This is a genomic window from Planktosalinus lacus, from assembly GCF_014640155.1.
In the GTDB taxonomy this organism is placed as follows: Bacteria; Bacteroidota; Bacteroidia; order Flavobacteriales; family Flavobacteriaceae; genus Planktosalinus; species Planktosalinus lacus.
Genome location: NZ_BMGK01000006.1, coordinates 132,763 through 149,279, shown reverse-complemented (window position 1 = coordinate 149,279; position 16,517 = coordinate 132,763). Strand labels below are relative to the sequence as shown.

General features: G+C 35.6%; 19 protein-coding genes and 1 pseudogene. 6 read left to right on the top strand and 14 right to left on the bottom strand.

The annotated features are described in order from the left end of the window. Positions 1-4: 4 nt before the first annotated feature. Positions 5-2,287, top strand: a complete 2,283-nt coding sequence (gene tamL / locus IEV69_RS08705; protein WP_188441549.1) for a translocation and assembly module lipoprotein TamL — start codon at positions 5-7, stop codon at positions 2,285-2,287. Between the two features lie 5 nt (positions 2,288-2,292). Here the strand turns inward: tamL and IEV69_RS08700 are convergent, their stop codons facing one another. Continuing rightward, entirely contained in the window at positions 2,293-2,478 is a 186-nt protein-coding gene (locus IEV69_RS08700; protein ID WP_188441547.1) for a Lacal_2735 family protein, read from the bottom strand. A gap of 186 nt (positions 2,479-2,664) precedes the next feature. Between IEV69_RS08700 and IEV69_RS08695 the strand changes: the two genes are divergently transcribed. The 4 genes from IEV69_RS08695 (at position 2,665) to IEV69_RS08680 (ending at position 5,763) form a co-directional block, all read left to right on the top strand. Then, a complete protein-coding gene (locus IEV69_RS08695) occupies positions 2,665-3,093 on the top strand; it encodes a DoxX family protein (RefSeq protein WP_188441545.1) in 429 nt (142 codons plus the stop codon). Between the two features lie 52 nt (positions 3,094-3,145). Beyond that, positions 3,146-3,808, top strand: coding sequence for a hypothetical protein (locus IEV69_RS08690; RefSeq protein WP_188441544.1), 663 nt, complete (start codon positions 3,146-3,148; stop codon positions 3,806-3,808). A gap of 175 nt (positions 3,809-3,983) precedes the next feature. After that, positions 3,984-5,096: an alkene reductase gene (locus IEV69_RS08685; protein ID WP_188441543.1), complete on the top strand. Its 1,113-nt coding sequence runs from the start codon at positions 3,984-3,986 to the stop codon at positions 5,094-5,096. 118 nt (positions 5,097-5,214) lie between these two features. Continuing rightward, positions 5,215-5,763 (top strand): lipid-binding SYLF domain-containing protein, encoded by a 549-nt coding sequence (locus IEV69_RS08680; RefSeq protein ID WP_188441542.1) that lies wholly within the window; start codon positions 5,215-5,217, stop codon positions 5,761-5,763. A 95-nt stretch (positions 5,764-5,858) separates the two neighbouring features. On the opposite strand, the gene IEV69_RS08675 is transcribed toward IEV69_RS08680, so the two are convergent. The 8 genes from IEV69_RS08675 to IEV69_RS08640 all read right to left on the bottom strand — a co-directional run bounded on the left by IEV69_RS08675 (position 5,859) and on the right by IEV69_RS08640 (position 12,482). Beyond that, the gene (locus tag IEV69_RS08675) at positions 5,859-6,344 is read right to left on the bottom strand and encodes a ferritin-like domain-containing protein (protein ID WP_188441541.1); all 486 of its coding nucleotides are present in this window, start codon (positions 6,342-6,344) and stop codon (positions 5,859-5,861) included. Positions 6,345-6,850: 506 nt separating this feature from the next. Then, the gene (locus IEV69_RS08670) at positions 6,851-7,057 is read right to left on the bottom strand and encodes a helix-turn-helix domain-containing protein (RefSeq protein WP_188441539.1); all 207 of its coding nucleotides are present in this window, start codon (positions 7,055-7,057) and stop codon (positions 6,851-6,853) included. Between the two features lie 3 nt (positions 7,058-7,060). Further along, entirely contained in the window at positions 7,061-7,600 is a 540-nt protein-coding gene (locus IEV69_RS08665; RefSeq protein WP_229741409.1) for a DUF2975 domain-containing protein, read from the bottom strand. 103 nt (positions 7,601-7,703) lie between these two features. Further along, on the bottom strand, positions 7,704-8,189 hold the full coding sequence (locus tag IEV69_RS08660; RefSeq protein WP_188441537.1) for a DUF1572 family protein: 486 nt from the start codon (positions 8,187-8,189) through the stop codon (positions 7,704-7,706). Positions 8,190-8,204: 15 nt separating this feature from the next. Then, a complete protein-coding gene (locus IEV69_RS08655) occupies positions 8,205-8,750 on the bottom strand; it encodes a GNAT family N-acetyltransferase (RefSeq protein WP_188441535.1) in 546 nt (181 codons plus the stop codon). Between the two features lie 33 nt (positions 8,751-8,783). Continuing rightward, the gene (locus IEV69_RS08650) at positions 8,784-9,269 is read right to left on the bottom strand and encodes a DUF4199 domain-containing protein (RefSeq protein ID WP_188441534.1); all 486 of its coding nucleotides are present in this window, start codon (positions 9,267-9,269) and stop codon (positions 8,784-8,786) included. A gap of 125 nt (positions 9,270-9,394) precedes the next feature. After that, the gene (locus IEV69_RS08645) at positions 9,395-10,837 is read right to left on the bottom strand and encodes a T9SS type A sorting domain-containing protein (RefSeq protein WP_188441532.1); all 1,443 of its coding nucleotides are present in this window, start codon (positions 10,835-10,837) and stop codon (positions 9,395-9,397) included. Between the two features lie 676 nt (positions 10,838-11,513). Then, positions 11,514-12,482 (bottom strand): App1 family protein phosphatidate phosphatase, encoded by a 969-nt coding sequence (locus tag IEV69_RS08640; RefSeq protein WP_188441530.1) that lies wholly within the window; start codon positions 12,480-12,482, stop codon positions 11,514-11,516. 54 nt (positions 12,483-12,536) lie between these two features. On the opposite strand from IEV69_RS08640, the gene IEV69_RS08635 reads away from it, so the two are divergent. Then, positions 12,537-13,424, top strand: a complete 888-nt coding sequence (locus IEV69_RS08635) for a diacylglycerol/lipid kinase family protein (RefSeq protein WP_188441529.1) — start codon at positions 12,537-12,539, stop codon at positions 13,422-13,424. A 16-nt stretch (positions 13,425-13,440) separates the two neighbouring features. On the opposite strand, the gene IEV69_RS08630 is transcribed toward IEV69_RS08635, so the two are convergent. From IEV69_RS08630 to IEV69_RS13955, 5 genes and pseudogenes are all read right to left on the bottom strand, one after another. Then, positions 13,441-14,679 carry an APC family permease gene (locus IEV69_RS08630; protein ID WP_188441527.1) on the bottom strand — a complete coding sequence of 413 codons (1,239 nt, stop codon included), beginning with the start codon at positions 14,677-14,679 and terminating at the stop codon, positions 13,441-13,443. Between the two features lie 22 nt (positions 14,680-14,701). Continuing rightward, positions 14,702-15,040 (bottom strand): hypothetical protein, encoded by a 339-nt coding sequence (locus tag IEV69_RS08625; RefSeq protein WP_188441525.1) that lies wholly within the window; start codon positions 15,038-15,040, stop codon positions 14,702-14,704. Positions 15,041-15,103: 63 nt separating this feature from the next. Next, a pseudogene (locus IEV69_RS13895) lies at positions 15,104-15,607 on the bottom strand (pyridoxamine 5'-phosphate oxidase family protein). Positions 15,608-15,753: 146 nt separating this feature from the next. Further along, positions 15,754-15,900, bottom strand: a complete 147-nt coding sequence (locus tag IEV69_RS08610; protein ID WP_188441519.1) for a hypothetical protein — start codon at positions 15,898-15,900, stop codon at positions 15,754-15,756. Between the two features lie 159 nt (positions 15,901-16,059). Beyond that, positions 16,060-16,191 carry a hypothetical protein gene (locus tag IEV69_RS13955; RefSeq protein WP_262891972.1) on the bottom strand — a complete coding sequence of 44 codons (132 nt, stop codon included), beginning with the start codon at positions 16,189-16,191 and terminating at the stop codon, positions 16,060-16,062. Positions 16,192-16,517 lie beyond the last annotated feature (326 nt).

Below are 16,517 nucleotides of genomic sequence, written 5' to 3'. Positions count from 1 at the left end.
GAAAATGAAGACTAAACATATAAATATATTCTTGGTCATTGTAATTGTACTGGCAATGCAGTCCTGTAATGTAAAGCGTTTTATTCCGGAAGGGGAATTGCTGTATACAGGAGCCGATGTCGAAGTGAGCAGTGACAAACTTGTGAAGGATATAAGTGAAGTTCAAACGGAAATAGAAAACCTGATCCGTCCTGAACCAAACTCCAAAATACTGGGGTCTCGTTTGGGGCTTTTGGTGCATTATAAAAGCCAGCGTGAAAACCCCGGATTTATAAATAAATTTCTCAATAAAAGAATAGGAGAGGAGCCGGTGTATGAATCAGATGTCAATACCATCCGCACAGAAGACCTTATCAGAAACAGACTTGAAAACCGGGGCTTTTTCTTTAGCAGGGTAGGTTCAGCCATGGAGGAAAAACCGGAGAAGAAAACTGCTGAAGCCAAGTATGTTATAAAGCTCACAGAACCTTATTTGTTGGAAAATTATATCATTGACAAAGATTCATTGAATATATACAATGATATTAAAGCGTCATTGTCTTCAACAAAGATAGAGGAAGAAATGCGTTTTGATTTGGCAGCATTGCGGGGGGAACGTGAACGGATAGATGAAGACCTCAAGAACAAAGGGTATTATAACTTTACTTCAAATTTCCTGATTTTTGAAGCAGATACCAATCAATACAAAAACAAGCGATTTGATCTATTTCTTCGATTAAAAAAAGATGTCCCAAAAAAATCAATCAAACCCTATCGCATCACTAAGGTAAATGTGTATCCCAACCATGGACCGGACGAAGAATATACTGCACAGGACAGCACACGCCTGGACCAAAAGAGCTTTTTTCAAAAAGAGGAATTCTTCTTGCCCAAAAGGCTTCTGCCATACATCCGTATTGAGGAAGGTGACAATTTTAACCCTGATAACTCGCGCAACACTAGCAGGAGGCTCACATCACTGGGAGCGTATAAATTTGTGAATATCAGGTATGATGAAATCGATTCCCTGGCTACAGACAGTTTGGGTATTTTAGAAGCCAATATCTTTTTATCACCACTTAACAAAAGGGCAATCAGGGCAGAACTGCAGGCGGTAACAAAGTCAAACAATTTTGCCGGGCCCACCTTATCGGCGACCTTGACAAACAGGAACCTTTTTAAAGGGGGTGAAATTTTAAACCTGACAGTCAAAGGCGGCTATGAGTTTCAACTGGCATCAGGGGAACAATCGGGTTTAAACAGTATTCTTGTGGGAGCCCATGCAGACTTGATTTTTCCACGAGTGCTGTTCCCCGTTTCCATCAATAATGATTGGTTTAAATATGCCATTCCCAAGACGAAAATAAGCATTGGGGCAGACTACTTAAGCCGCAGCAAACTCTACAGCCTGACGTCTGCTACAGCTTCCTTTGGCTATATATGGACCGCAAACAGGTTTGTTACCCATGAGCTGACACCGGTTTCTGTGAACTATGTGAAGTTGTCCAATACCTCCGAAGAATTTGAACAAATATTGGAAGACAACCCCTTTTTAAGAAGTAGTTTCAATCAGCAATTCATCGCCGGGTTGCTGTATTCTTTTACATACAATGGTTTGATCGATGCACACAAGACACACCAATTTTATCTCAATGCCAATCTCGATGTTGCCGGTAATGCCTTATCCTTATTTAGTGGTGAAGCAGAAGGGTCCAGTTCCAAGACATTTTTAGGTCTCGAATATGCTCAATATGCAAAAACAGATGTAGACATCAGGTACCATTTAAAAGTGGGTTCAGAACAAAAAATAGCCACGCGTCTTTTTGGCGGAATAGGAATCCCTTATGGGAATTCAGACATTATGCCTTTCAGCAAACAGTACTTTTCAGGAGGGCCTTACAGCGTGAGGGCGTTCAGGATTCGCTCCTTGGGTCCGGGTTCTTTCAACCCTGAAGAAGCCACCACTAACAATCCGTTTTTTGACCGCACCGGAAACATTCGGCTGGAAGCCAATATTGAATACCGCTTCCCCATTTATTCCTTTTTTAAAGGAGCCGTGTTTGCAGATGCCGGTAATATCTGGAATACCGATGAAAACGAATCGGTGCCCGGAGGAAAATTTGAAAGTGATTTTATGAAGGAAATGGGTGTGGGTGTCGGTGTGGGACTACGAATTGACATTCAAAGTTTTGTGATACGCTTTGATTTGGCTGCACCAATGAAAACACCATCTCTGCCTGAAGGGGAACGATGGAATTTTGATATAGAAAATCCCATATTGAATTTTGCTATAGGATATCCTTTTTGATAAAATTAATTGAGTAGATTGGACCGCAACAAACGTAATTGTGTAAGTACTTTTTCTGCTTCAAAATAAAACACATCACTCAAGCTATCATCAGATTGTCGCAAGTTATAAGCGCGTTCAACGAGTCGTTGGTATTTTTTTTCCAAACGGCTTAGGTTTATTTTTCCGGGAAGAGGAGTTGTTTTTTCCATTATAACTTTGAATTAATAAAAAAGTACTTTATAAATATCGTAAAAAATAATTATATATTACACTCTATACCAAATAATTAACATTTTATTTAATTTCTAATTTTTTTAATCCATCAAGAGATTGTTAAATTGCCTTGTGCTTATATACTAATTAAATAAATTTACTGATAATTACATCTCTAATTTATGAAAACAAAGACCTACAGCACTATATTAAATCTTAAAAATACTGATATCGCCCTTTTATTTTTACGCCTTGGAGTGGGTGGTTTGATGCTGACGCACGGAATACCTAAACTCGTCAATCTATTTGACAGCAACCCCATTCGCTTTGGTGACCCCATTGGGATAGGAGTGGAGGCCAGCCTTGCTTTAGCTGTTTTTTCTGAGGTAATTTGTTCTGTACTGGTTATCATTGGCTTAGGAACACGTTTAGCAGCTATCCCTTTATTCTTTACAATGTTTGTAGCATTTTTCGTTGTACACGGAGCAGATCCCTTTAAAAACAAAGAATTGGCCTTATTTTTTATGATTGTATATTTAGTACTTTTCCTAACAGGAAGTGGAAAGTATTCACTAGATCACTATTTTTTAAATCGTAAAAAAGGTGCTTAAAAGTTTTATAAATAAAGGAACAGTTTTTGTTGATTTAAATAAAATTCAATCTATGACTAAAAAAGTCTTATCAATACTCGCTTTATTGGGAACGGTTTCGATGTTTTCGCAAATTGACAATCAGGGAGGTTTTGGTGTCCCCATTGATGCACAGCAAAGTTCCAACAATTTAGATGAACCCTTAAGAACCAACCGAAGCAGAAGTCTCTCCAACAACAACAGTTTTTTAAATTCTAATGAAAACAAACCAAAACCACTGGCAGATAATGAGGAAAAGGAATTTAACATGTCTACCGATAACGGGCTCATGACCCGTAAATTTGATTACAAGCCCAGCTGGTTGACTAAAGACAAGGAATTTAAAGAAGAATATTATCGGGGTCAATTGTTTGGAACTTTCGGAACAGAAAGTAATACTGTAGAAATTTTGTGTCGTGATCACCAATATGTTGATGGTGATCAAGTGAAAATTTTAGTCAATGACGTTGCAGTTATTCACAAAATTCATCTCAGAGAGGATTTCCAAAGTTTTATCATCGACCTTAAAGAAGGCCGAAACGTCATCGAATTTGAAGCCCTTAATCAAGGTAAATCAGGTCCCAATACTGCTCAATTCAGGGTGTACGACAATGCCTCCAATTTATTAACCGAAAACGTCTGGAACCTAGCTACCGGAGTGCGTGCTAAATTGGTTGTAATTAAAAATATCGAATAAATTTAAATTTGCTTATCGGAGTAGGGCAGTACCAGTATTAAACCTCCCTTTTTTACTGAATTATTGGTGCTTTCTTGAAGTTGTTTGGCCTAACAAAACCGTTTTTTGATTTACTTTTAACGAAACTTTAATTGCACATCCCTTTCAAAGATTTTACTTTTAAAAGAAAAAATCAATGAAAGAACAACAACCCTTATTGACCCCTTTCACAAGCGAAAATTTAAACTTACCCAATCGTGTTGTCATGGCACCCATGACTCGAAACCGCGCTGATAATAAAGGGAATATTCCCACAGCCGATTTACAGGGAGAATATTATGCCCAACGTGCCTCAGCAGGTTTGATTATATCTGAAGGCTCACAAATTTCTAAACGCGCTGTTGGCTATATCAACACCCCGGGAATCTATTCAGATGAACAGGTAGCGGGCTGGAAAAAAGTAACTCAAAAGGTACACGATGCGGACGGTCTCATTTTTATTCAATTGTGGCATGTGGGTCGAATGTCACATCCCGATTTCCAGGATGGTGAATTGCCTTGGGCGCCATCAGCCATCAACCCTAAAAGCAAATCCTTTACTCCTGAAGGTTTTAAAGAAACCGTTACTCCCAAAGCAATGACCCTTGCAGAAATCAAACAAACTGTTGGTGAGTTTAAACAGGCTGCAGAAAATGCAGTGACCGCAGGATTTGACGGTGTTGAAATACATTCTTCCAATGGTTATTTATTCCATCAGTTTTTTAATGCTACCTCAAACCACCGCACAGACCACTATGGTGGCAGTATCGAAAATCGTGCGCGCTTTCTCTTTGAGGTGCTGGATGCTGTGAGTGAAGTCATTTCACTAAAAAAAGTAGGTATTCGGTTAAATCCATCTTTGCATGGTATTTTTGGGATGACGATGGATAAAGAAACCATACCGACATTTGATTATATTGTAAAAAAATTGAATAACTACGGTCTAGCATATCTACACCTTTCAGAGCCATTTAATGATGTTTCTGATGTTCCGTTTGCAGTTTCCGAAATAGCTAAACATTACAGGCCACTTTACAATGGTACCTTAATGATCAATGCTGATTTTGACAGAGAGAAAGGCAATGCCGTTATTGCTGCGGGGAATGCAGACCTGGTATCTTTTGGCAGACCATTTGTGTCAAACCCTGACCTGGTAGAACGTTTTAAACATGAAATTGATTTGACTCCCTGGGATAAGGATACTTTTTATACTTCAGGAAAAGAAGGGTACCTTGATTATGAACCCTCCACAAAGTCAAAAAACGTTTAGAAAAATGTGTTTTTAATTTAATGAGGAGCCCTTATTGTTACCTAAAAATAACAGATGCTTAACAGTAAATAAGTAGCTTTTTTAATATATTACTTTAGTAACCAAATATTTATATATTATGAATTCTAACAACAAAAGTTTAAAAAATACATTCACTGCTTTTATAGTCTTGTTTTTTGTAACTATATCAATTGGACAAACAAAAGCAGACTTGAAAGTGATAAGTAATGCAGAGGAAACAAAAACAACGTTTATTAAAAGTAACCCTGAACTGGCAGACCTTATTTTAGATTCACATGCATATGTTATTTTCCCTGAATTAAAAGAAGGGACTTATGCAAAAGAAGGCGTTTCCGGTAAAGGAGCAGTATATTCTAATGGTAAAGTAATTGGAATAGCGCAAGTAACTCAACCTGATTCAGGATTTGATTTAGAAGGTCAAACCTTTAGTGAATTGGTCCTCTTTGAAAATGAAACACAATTTGAACGTATGAAGGAAGACAATTTAAAACTGATCACAGATATGCACGGTGTTATGATGGAAAAAGGCCAAACAAAAAGTATGCAATTTCGTGACGGTATGACGGTGGTCACAATGCCTCATAATCAGGCACAGATTGAAATAACAGTTGCAGGGCAGAGTTTTTCATTCAAAAAGTTCAAATAAGTAAACTTTACATTATTTAAACGAAATATCTATTAATTCAATAAAAAACCCAAATCAAATGATTTGGGTTTTTTTATTGAAAATGAGTAAAAAAATTAATTTTTTCGTTCAACAAGACTTTCCAAAGACTTAACCTGAGAAAGTGTTGCTTGAATTTCATTTAAATGACTGTTTAGTACATTTTCAATTTGAGGTGGGAAATTGTTTTTATTAAGAGCTTCCCGGTATTCTTCTTCACTGGCTTTTTCTCCGCGAATACATTCTTCCAGAACTGCTTCATCGTTATTACCGGCAACACTGCTCTTAATATCAATCCAACTGCGGTGCAGGCTTCCGATAGTGCTCCCGCTTTGTTTGGGTTCTTCGTTTAGCAAACGAATTTCTTTGTCCAATTCAGTGGCAAAACGATTCCGTCTTACAGACTGGGTTTTTAAATACTCTTTTAAGTTTTGATTATTCGTATTGGTGATGGCGCTTTTAAAGCCTTTTTCTGCATCATAGTTTTTTTCGAGTAAGCCCTGAAGGTTGTCCACCAAATTATCCTTACTTTCTTTTCTTGCTTCTTCTCTTGTTGTTTGCATAATTTGATTTTTTAAAGATTAATATACCTAATAATACTCTTTTACAAGGGAAATATTCTTAATTTTTTGTGAGTTGAGATAAGTTTAACATCTTTATTTTAAAGGCGTTATATGATTTTTCATTCATTTTCAGAAAAACCACTCGACAATGGAGCAGTAGCAGCTTCGGGGCTATTTATATATTTTAAAATTGGATTGTACTATTTCAAAATCTAATATTCCAATTTTAGCAACCAAATATTCAACAATGAAGATCAATATAACATTTCAGCAATTTTTAAGCACAAGGCACATTGAATTTTTTCAATATTAAACCAGATGAATACTTCTTTAAAAAAATCATAATGAATAACTTTAAAACTAAAAGGATAAATGAGGGGTTTTATCTAAATATAAAAATAATGGATAAGTATAGGGGAAGGCTTGATGAGAAGTATTCAATTTTCTATTTTACATAATATAAATTATAATTTAAGACTTATTTTCAAAACTATTATAAAGAGTTCTTAATCCTTACTGAATTCAAGGAGTTCGCCGGGTTGGCAATCCAACGCTTCACAGATGGCTTCCAGCGTACTGAAACGAATGGCCTTTGCCTTACCGGTTTTTAAAATGGAAAGATTGGATAAACTCAGGTTTACTTTTTCTGATAGCTCATTTAAAGACATTTTACGTTTGGCCATCATCACGTCAAGATTTACAATGATTGCCATAGCTTAAACTGTTAGATCGTTTTCGTTTTGAATTTCAACACCTTTTTTGAATATAGTCGCAATTATATATAGTACTGCACCCATCACAATAAATGCCTGGCTATCTGCCCAAAAATGGTTTAGGTTGTCGATCACATAACCCTGATGTGTTAAACTTATAGCTACTTGCCTGCCAAGGTAACTTAACAGCCCAATTGAAAGTGTATAATAACTCATTAGAGAAATTTGTCTCGAAACATACATATTGAAGGGTTTTAATAAATCCATTTTGTGCATTAGTCTGAGAAGTATGTAAAATAAGTAAGCTTTTAAAATTGAAATAACTATGAGAAAGCTATAAACATTAAAAAACGCCCATTTACTTTGTTTGTACATTTCAGTTAAATCCAAATTTTGATACAGGTTTTGGACAAATTCAGGCTCATAGAGACTGTAAAAGAAATTTACGATCAAGCCACCGGCTTCAATGCAAAGGCCCACAAAGATTACCCAAGCGACAATGTGTAAGCCTTTAAATATTAGGTTGTTTGTATTTGACATCATTTTATTATATATGAATTAATGAGACAAATATAAAATAATTTATTGATAAACAATAAATATTTATTTAAAAACGAATATTAGTTTACTTTAAACAGTAAAAAACTTATTGGTCTTGTAGTCGTTTTACCTTTAGGAGTTTGTTTATAAGCACTATTTGACCCAAATGGTAATAACAATGTTCAACTACGCCTTCAATATTGTGTTGGTAACTTCCATATTTTTCCTCTACAAACACAGCATTCAATTGATGGTCTGTCATTGAATTTACTTTTTTTATAAACTTTTGAGCATTTGCAAACAAGGTTTCTTTCAGTCCTGTCCAGTCTTCTTCTGAGTTGATGGGTGGCATATCAAAACTATTGGCATCCTTTATTTCCAGATTTCCGCCATAAAATACATTCAGGATGCCCGCCAGATAATAATTAATGTGGTAAGTGAGTGCTGCAATACTGTTTAGGGAGTCTACCTGAAGCAGTGCTTCCCTCCTCTTTATGAACTTTAGCTGGTCTTGGTAATTTGTGTTGGCAATCCAACGGCCGTTTAGTAAGACTTCCTCTAAACGCGCCGCTAAAAATTCACTGTGTGTCATTACTTTTGTGTTTAATTAACTCTTTTTGTTTTGGTTCCATTGGTTACAATCAAGGTGATACCAATTGTGAGGCGCGTTATCATACAAAAACGTTCCCGAATGCTGCATCCCCACTTTTTTCAAAACATTATTGGATCCAATATTTTCAATATGTGCTGCAGCATAGATGTCCTTCAACTTCAGCTTTTGAAATCCATATGTCAAAGAAGCCACAGCACTTTCGGTAGCATAGCCTTTCCCCCAAAACTTTTTGATCATTCGATAACCCAGGTCATAATAGTCAATGTAGTTGTTGGTAGGCTTATTTTCAAGCTTTAAACCAGTCCATCCCATAAAGGCATTGGTTTTTTTATCAATCATTGCCCAGCGGCCGATACCTTTTTCAATATACTGCTGTCTAATATATTTGATAACCTCCAAGGCTTGGGCTCTGTTTTTGAGGGGTTTGTTCCCCAAATAAGTATGCACATCAGGGTCTGAATCCAGCTCAAAGATACCATCAACGTCGGTCAACAAAATTTCTCTAAGTAGCAGTCGGTCTGTTTCAGCAAAAATCATCATTGTTTAAATTTCAAACTGTTTGTCCAGGGAGAATTAGCTATTCTTTGACCTTATGAAAATCATTACGATGGCAGTTGTGATGAAGCCCATCACTATGGCACCCAAAGCGCCCTGGATGGCATAGTTTTGATAATTGAATTGTGCCTCTGCATCGGCTGTAGTGGCATAATAGCCCAACTCTACTGATCGTTGAATTACGTTAGGAAAATAATCAGGTGTGATGACATTGGTGGTTACCCATTGTGCCAGTGGACTTAAGAAACCGATGAAAATAGAAAGTAAAATACCCGATTTCATACCTTGCTTATAGCTCATTTCTCCGCCAAAAAAGTTTTTCTTTTTGTCTTTCAAGGCCAATACCATCATTACAATCGCAGGAATGGCAAATAAGTTGGTGAGGTAAATGTGGTAATCAATGTAAGTGTCGTGAAGTCCCACCAACTTTTCAAGCACCATCCACAACAGTCCTACTATAGTGAATATAAGTGCCCACTTGATTTCAATTTGAATGGATTTCATTTTTGATTGGTTTGATTGATTTTGAGTAGCTAATATAAACAAAATACTCTTGGGCCATTCTCTCAAAAGGAGTGTCTAAAAAAACTGTTTATTTAAAATAGATATGCTGTATTAAATTGGTTTCTTTAATTTTTTAAGATTTTTTGATTAACTATTTGGTTCTTATCCAAGAGAAATTGAATGTGGTACACTCCATTACTAAGACCGGAAATATCAATTTTATTTGTAGTTCCTCTGTCTATTTCAATTTTTTGACCTATTGAATTGAAAAGCTTAATTTCATTAATAAATTCAGAATTTGAGAAATATACATATTTACTTGATGGATTAGGATAAATAATAATTGCTTTGTGCGAAGATGTATTATCAGATAGACTTAAAAGTGTATTTAAGTCATAAACTTTGGCATAGCCCACTTCGGTTCCACTTTGTTTGTAAGTAAAATTAAGAGCTCCGGTAATCAAAACACTTCCATCTCCTGAAATATTTAGCCAAGAGCCAAATTGCCCTCCCACATCTTCACCGTAAAGGGCAATTCCAATATGTACCCAGTTATCATCAATTAATTCATATACTTTGACATAACCCGGCAATTCAGTGTTTAAGATATCGTCTTGTGAAGGGGCACCTACAGCCACTCTGTTTCCTTCATCCGAAATCGTTACAGCAAGCCCAAATTTGTCTCGAATGTTTTCACCCTGTAGTGCATCACCCACCTGAACCCAGTCATCACCATCAAAATCAAATACTTTTGCATACCCTGTATATGCATTCGTTTGATTATCGCCAACTATGATCCGGTTACCTTCGTAAGAGAGGTTTGCAGAAACTCCAAAATTATCATATGATTCAATCCCCGTAAGGTCAGTTCCTAATTGAATCCAATCTGTGCCATCAAATTCAAATATTCTCATTAAACCATTAGGGTAGTATTGGTTAGCTCCCACAGCTACTCGATTACCGTCACCACTCAAAGACAATGAAGTGCTGAAATAATTTCCAGATGCATCACCATCAATATCAGAACCTAATTGAATCCATTCATTTCCATTATATTCATATACCCGAGCATGTCCTGTACTTCCATTATTAAATTTTGCACTAGATGTTATTCGTTGTCCATCAGATGAAATCGCAATAACCAGTCCATAAATATCTAAGCTTGACTCTCCATAAAGCGTACTTCCCAACTGTATCCAATTGTTATTCACAAGTTCATACACCCTTACAAAGCCTGTTCTAAATTTAATAGTACTGGTAACTAACCTGTTACCGTCTGCAGATAATGCTACTTTATACCCTGTAACTTCATCTGGATGTTCAGTTTGAATATCTGCTCCCACTTGATGCCAATTACTTCCGTTATAATCGTAGACTCTAAATCCAAATTCACTTTTTCCATATCCTGCAACTGCAACTCGTCTTCCATCAAATGAGGTACTGACAGAATTAGCATACGCAAAGTCATTATCGATCACATCCAAGGTCTCACCTAATTGAATTTGACCATAACCAATATGAAAACAAAACATGATGAAGACTAAATACACTGAAGTTGCTTTATTCATATTCATAAATTTCAGTTCCTGATTATTGATTGGAGTATTATTGATTTTCTTGATTATTTACAAAAATAGATAAAATGAACTATTTTTTGTATTTATTTACAAAACACCTCAAATTCAAGTTAATACTCCCCACTATCCTTTCAATTTTTTTGTATAAAAACATCTTTAACAAAGGTCAAAAATTCCACTTATTAAAATGATTTATTTTTAAAGTAAATTCAACACGAATGTACTTTAAAATGGTACTTAATCAATTAAATTCATTTATTTAAAATTATTCTAAAGAAGCTAAGGGTCGCTTTATCCCAGCCTTTGCTATGGAGTATCTATACACTATCTATACATAAGACTACTTTTTACACGACTAAATAATTGCTTTGGCCCGTCCTAAAGTCACGAGACAGTTAAGGAAGCGGCTCTTAACAATGCTCCTTGAGTTTGACATTTATAACACCTAATCTATTGTGTTCATAATTTTCAAAACAGTATTCCGGTTTCTTGTGGTGATTTCTTTTCCAAATATCTTTTCCAACACTTAAATCCTTTTTGATGTCTTTTTAAAATAGAGTTTGCCAAATAATTATTTGCTGAATGATTTTACAATATTACCGGAAGAGGGTACATTCAAAAATACGTATCATCATTCTTTCAACATTATTGATTTAAAGGGAACGAATTAAATTACCCCAATACTGTGTGAATGCCTGATGGCGACCTCACTGTTTTTAAAATAGCATACAGATACATTGAGGCTTTTAATATTTTCAAGTGTTCTGGCAACTTTTTGTTTTTGGTTTTTTCCTGTTTGCCTGATGTAAACCGCCTTAATACTGAGTTTGTATATCTTACAAATCTTTTCATAGATAAAAGCATCGTGTTGTGAGTCATCACCCAGCAGTACATATTGCAAATCTGGGTAAAAGGAAATGATATCTTTTATTTTTTCATATTTATGATCATGGTTACCCCTCCCAGTGGTGAGGAAATCCCGTATCCCTGTTTTTATTTTTTTGAGTTTAATGACGGCTTTGGGCAAAGCATGCAATTGTGTAAACTCAATGATAAAATCATATAAGTTCCACTCACTACTGGAAACATAGAAAAAGGAATTAAAGGACTTTTCATCATCCTGTCCATAGAGACTTAACGCCCGGTAATGGTCTGCTACATCACTAAATACTTTTCTCTTATCAATGTTTTTGAAGAGCAGGATGTATAGTTTCTTAAAAAAGCTATTACTGTGAGATATCAAAAAAGTATCATCAATGTCTGAAATGATTCCGAATTTGCTTTTAAATGGCTTGAGCAATTCTCCTTTTGCCACAATGCCCACTTCTTTTACTTTAAAGGCAACTTCATAAGTATGCCAACCACTTTCCAATGTTTCATAGAAAGGAATATCAAAACGGAAATAGCCGTCATCAAGGGTTTTTGTAGTAAGGTTAATTCCTTTAAATCTCAGGGTAATTTCCTGATTCTTTATAGGTTTGATCCTGAATTTATGTATCACTGATAAAGCGTGTTTGATACCCCGCTTGTCAAGTTCAAACTTATCAGGTGCCCAAGATTTAAAAGCGTGGCCAAAAACCACCAGGTGCTGGTCATTTACATATCCCCGGTAAAGTTTTAAGTCCAGTTTTAGCATAATTATTTTTAAATCGTTCTAATTTATTTAAATTTAATGACATAAACCAAATCAATGAAAACCAATCTTCAGATATTATTTGTAATCAACCCTTTCGCCGGAAATACCGCTAAAGAAAAACTGATTGAATATGTTACAACCTACTGTAAAAAACATAGCATTCAATTAAAAACCGTGAAGATTACAAGCACGGATGATGATAAGCTGATCAAGTCATTACTTGAGAAGCACCATTTTGATCGGGTTTGGGTTGCAGGTGGTGACGGAACAATCCATAAGATGGTAAAAATGGTGATTGATTACCCGGTTATATTAGGTATTTTTCCTGAAGGTTCAGCAAATGGACTTGCACTCAATTTAAAGATTCCAGATACCCAAGAGGAGCAGCTTAGGGTTGCACTGTCTGACAAAACTCTTTCTCTTGATGTTTTAAAAATGAATAATGACATTTGTATTCATATTGCTGATATTGGTGTGAATGCAGAACTCATTGAAAATTTTGAAGAAGGAAACATCAGAGGAAAAGTTGGATATGCACTAAAATCTATTCCCACGCTTTTAAACACCACCTACCCTTTTACATTTGAAATTAATGTAAACAGTAACATACAGACAAAAGAAGGTGCCGCGCTTGTAATAGCCAATGCCCGGAAATATGGCACAGGTGCCACTGTAAACCCTTTGGGTGAAATGGATGACGGCAAGTTTGAAATCATTCTTTTTAAGAATCTCAATTTCATCGAAATTATCAAAACCCTTTCCGATATAAATAGCCTTAACCCTGATTTTGCCGAAGTCATTTCAACTAATAAGGCTGAAATTGTATGTAAATCACCTGTTCCCTTTCAAATTGACGGAGATTATATTGGAAAACTCAGTAAACTGAATGTTTCTGTACTTAAAAAGAAAGTCAGCGTGGCTGTACCAGAAAATAATAGTTAAACGTTCGTCGTTCAATTTAAAAACCTTCCAGTATATTATAAATATTATATCCAAAAAAGACAAGGGTTGAGAGCAAGGCTAATACAGTAGGAACCGGGATGTTTTTTATATTAAACGGAACTCTAAACGGTGGTTGCTCGTGTTCTTTCTCCTTATGACTCAACCTGAACTTTAACAACGCTAAATTAACCATTCCAAATACAATAAAAATAAACACATTGCTGATACTTGCTACCACTTTCAGGTTGCCTACCATAGCAAAACTGAGAGAAAGCAGGCCTATTAATGCTATAGCATAAACCGGTGTTTTTCCAGGGCCTAGCAGTATGGTTAATTTTTTCAAATTTGCAATTTTACTGTCACGAGCCACATCATAAAATAAGCGTGAAGTCCCCAGTATATTACTTAAAATAGTTTTACTAGTTGCAAACAAAGCGACCACAATTAAAAGTGTAGCTCCAACAGACCCGATTTCTGATTCAATAACTTCGGCCAAGGGACCTCCGGAAGTTGACAATGTTTTCCAATGGAGTGTTCCCAAAGCACTTATAGCAATGAATACATATAGAATGAGTACAATGACACTGCTCAATATGATCGCTTTGGGCATGTTTGTTTTGGGTTTATTGGTCTCTTCTGCCATTTTCACGAGGTCTTCAAAACCAATATAACTAAAGAAGATCAAAGCACTTCCCGCAAATATACCGTGCCATCCAGACTCAGTTGCTTCAAGTAAATTGGTGTTTTCAAAATTTGGAAGTGATACCACAATAACAAAAACCAACCCAAGCAGGGTGATTATTGTGGCTAAAGAATTAAAATAGGAGCTCATTTTTGAGCCTATAGTATTAAAAGCAGTCATAAAAAAAATGATGCCCACTACAATAATCCTCCAGGAAATATCAGTCAATCGACCCAGATAATCAGCAAAGCTAAGAGCAATTGCCGCAGCTGCCACAATACCGGTAAAAGCCATAAAAAAGGACATAAAGAGTGCCGTTTTCATACCCATACTTTGCTTGATGTATTCAAAACTTCCACCAGCATCAGGAAAACGGCTCACAAACTCTGAATAGGATAATCCTGTTAGTAATGCCACGACTGCAGCCAGCACAAAACTAAGCCACAATAAATTGCCGCTCAGGGCTGCAGCTTCTCCAATAATGGCGTAAATTCCCGCACCAACAATACTTCCAACACCAAAGAAGAGCAGATCCCAAAAACCCAGAACCTTTTTAAGTTTGTTATTCTTCAATACAGCTTACTAGATAGTTAAATTATTTTTTTGAATTGTTTTGGTTTTCTTTGAATGTGCTTTGGTTTCTTTCCAGTTCTTTGTGATTTCCGCCTTGACTGTGTAATTCATTTTCTTCATCAATCAACAGGTGTTCATTGGTATGTTTCCTTTTTCTACTTCTTCCCGGAACATCCAGGTCTTTTCCTTCAAAATCAATACTTTCAGAATTTAGTCTGTCCAGGTTACGCAGTTGCAAATCATCGCCACCTGATTTATGAATGTTTTCTTCATTCAGCATTTCTTTTTCTTCCTTCGTCAAGTTTGAATTAAAATCATCTTTTGTTTCCTTTTTTTGATTGTTTGATTTTTTGGTATTCATTTTTTTAGTTTTTTAATGAGATTCTTTAACTAAATTTCAACTATAAAGGCTAATAAAAATAGATCATTCTACTTCAATCTTACCCTTTTTAAAGTTATCTTTTGTCTCTCCGGTAACAGTTCCCAGGGTTTCTTCTAACATATTGATGAATTTATTTTTGGTTTTATCCCAATAAAATGCTTTTTGTGGTATCACTTTGATTGCTGTTAGATTGACATCATCAAGCCCGTTAAACCAGCGATCATCTTCTTCACTGTAAAGTTCTTTTTTTATGGGATAACGACTCTCAATCATTGCATCACCATAAACACTCAAATATTGTTTTTAATTAGGATCACTATAGATCAACTGAACTTTACTGTCTAACTGAATGTTGACATTATGTTCGCTTTTCAGTTGACTTAAAAACCAAATGGCACCCGTTTCATCAACCTTTTTCGTAGTCATAGGGTTTACACTTATAGGGCGTTCCTTAAGATTCGTTAGAATCATCGCTATTTTAATTTTCTCTGCTAATGATTTTATTTTCTCAATTGCACCTTTTTCAAATAAATTGTCAGTTTTCATAATTAATAGTTTTTTTAATATTGATGTTGTAGACATAATTTATAAAAACTAAAGAGCTAAGCCTATTAATGCTTTGCTAATTCTATGGTGTAGAATGTTAAAAGATGTAAAGGTTCAGAAGAAGTTAAAAGGGTTTAATCTGTTTTTTATTTGCCGGAAGCAGCCAATAACATCATCACAATCGCAGAAATGACAAACAGCTTGATGAGGTAAATTTGGTAGTCAATGTATGTGTCGTGAAGCTCCGCCAGCGTTTCAAGCACCATCCACAACAGTCCTACTACAGTGAACATAAGTGCCCACTTGATTTCGATTTGAATGGATTTCATCGTAGATTGGTTAGTTTAAGGGATGTTTTTTTTTGAACGTTGTAATAGAAAATAATAAAATTGAAAATACAGATTTTTTATAAACCAATACAAAAAAAAGACACCCACACTTTATTTGATGGATTACTCCTTTTCGGTTCCAATTGTTTTGAAGCTCTTCTCCAGGAGTTCCAGCACCATGGGCCAGGCGTCCAGGTGAGTTTGATAAGCTGATGAGGAATCAACTTTAAAAAGCGTCCGCAATGAGGATGCCATTCAAGAGGGACATTGGGTTCATGCCTGAACTCCGTTTCAAAAAAGAATGGAGTGTTTTCTTTCCCTTCAGCCAATAGGGAGCTCGGTGCAGCAAACCACTTTTCCAATCCGGTGCTCTAAATATATCTTTATCTTTGTTTGTATTCATTGTTTTTGATTGTTGAGTGGTGATAAAATTATAAAATATAATCTAATATTTCCATCGAACCATACAATCGTGCCCAATGCTAAAGTTAAATATAATCCCCATTGAAAATCTCATAATTGTGTAACCTTCTACAGAAGTTATGTAACACTATTTGTTCAAGAATTAGTCATCTTTGAAT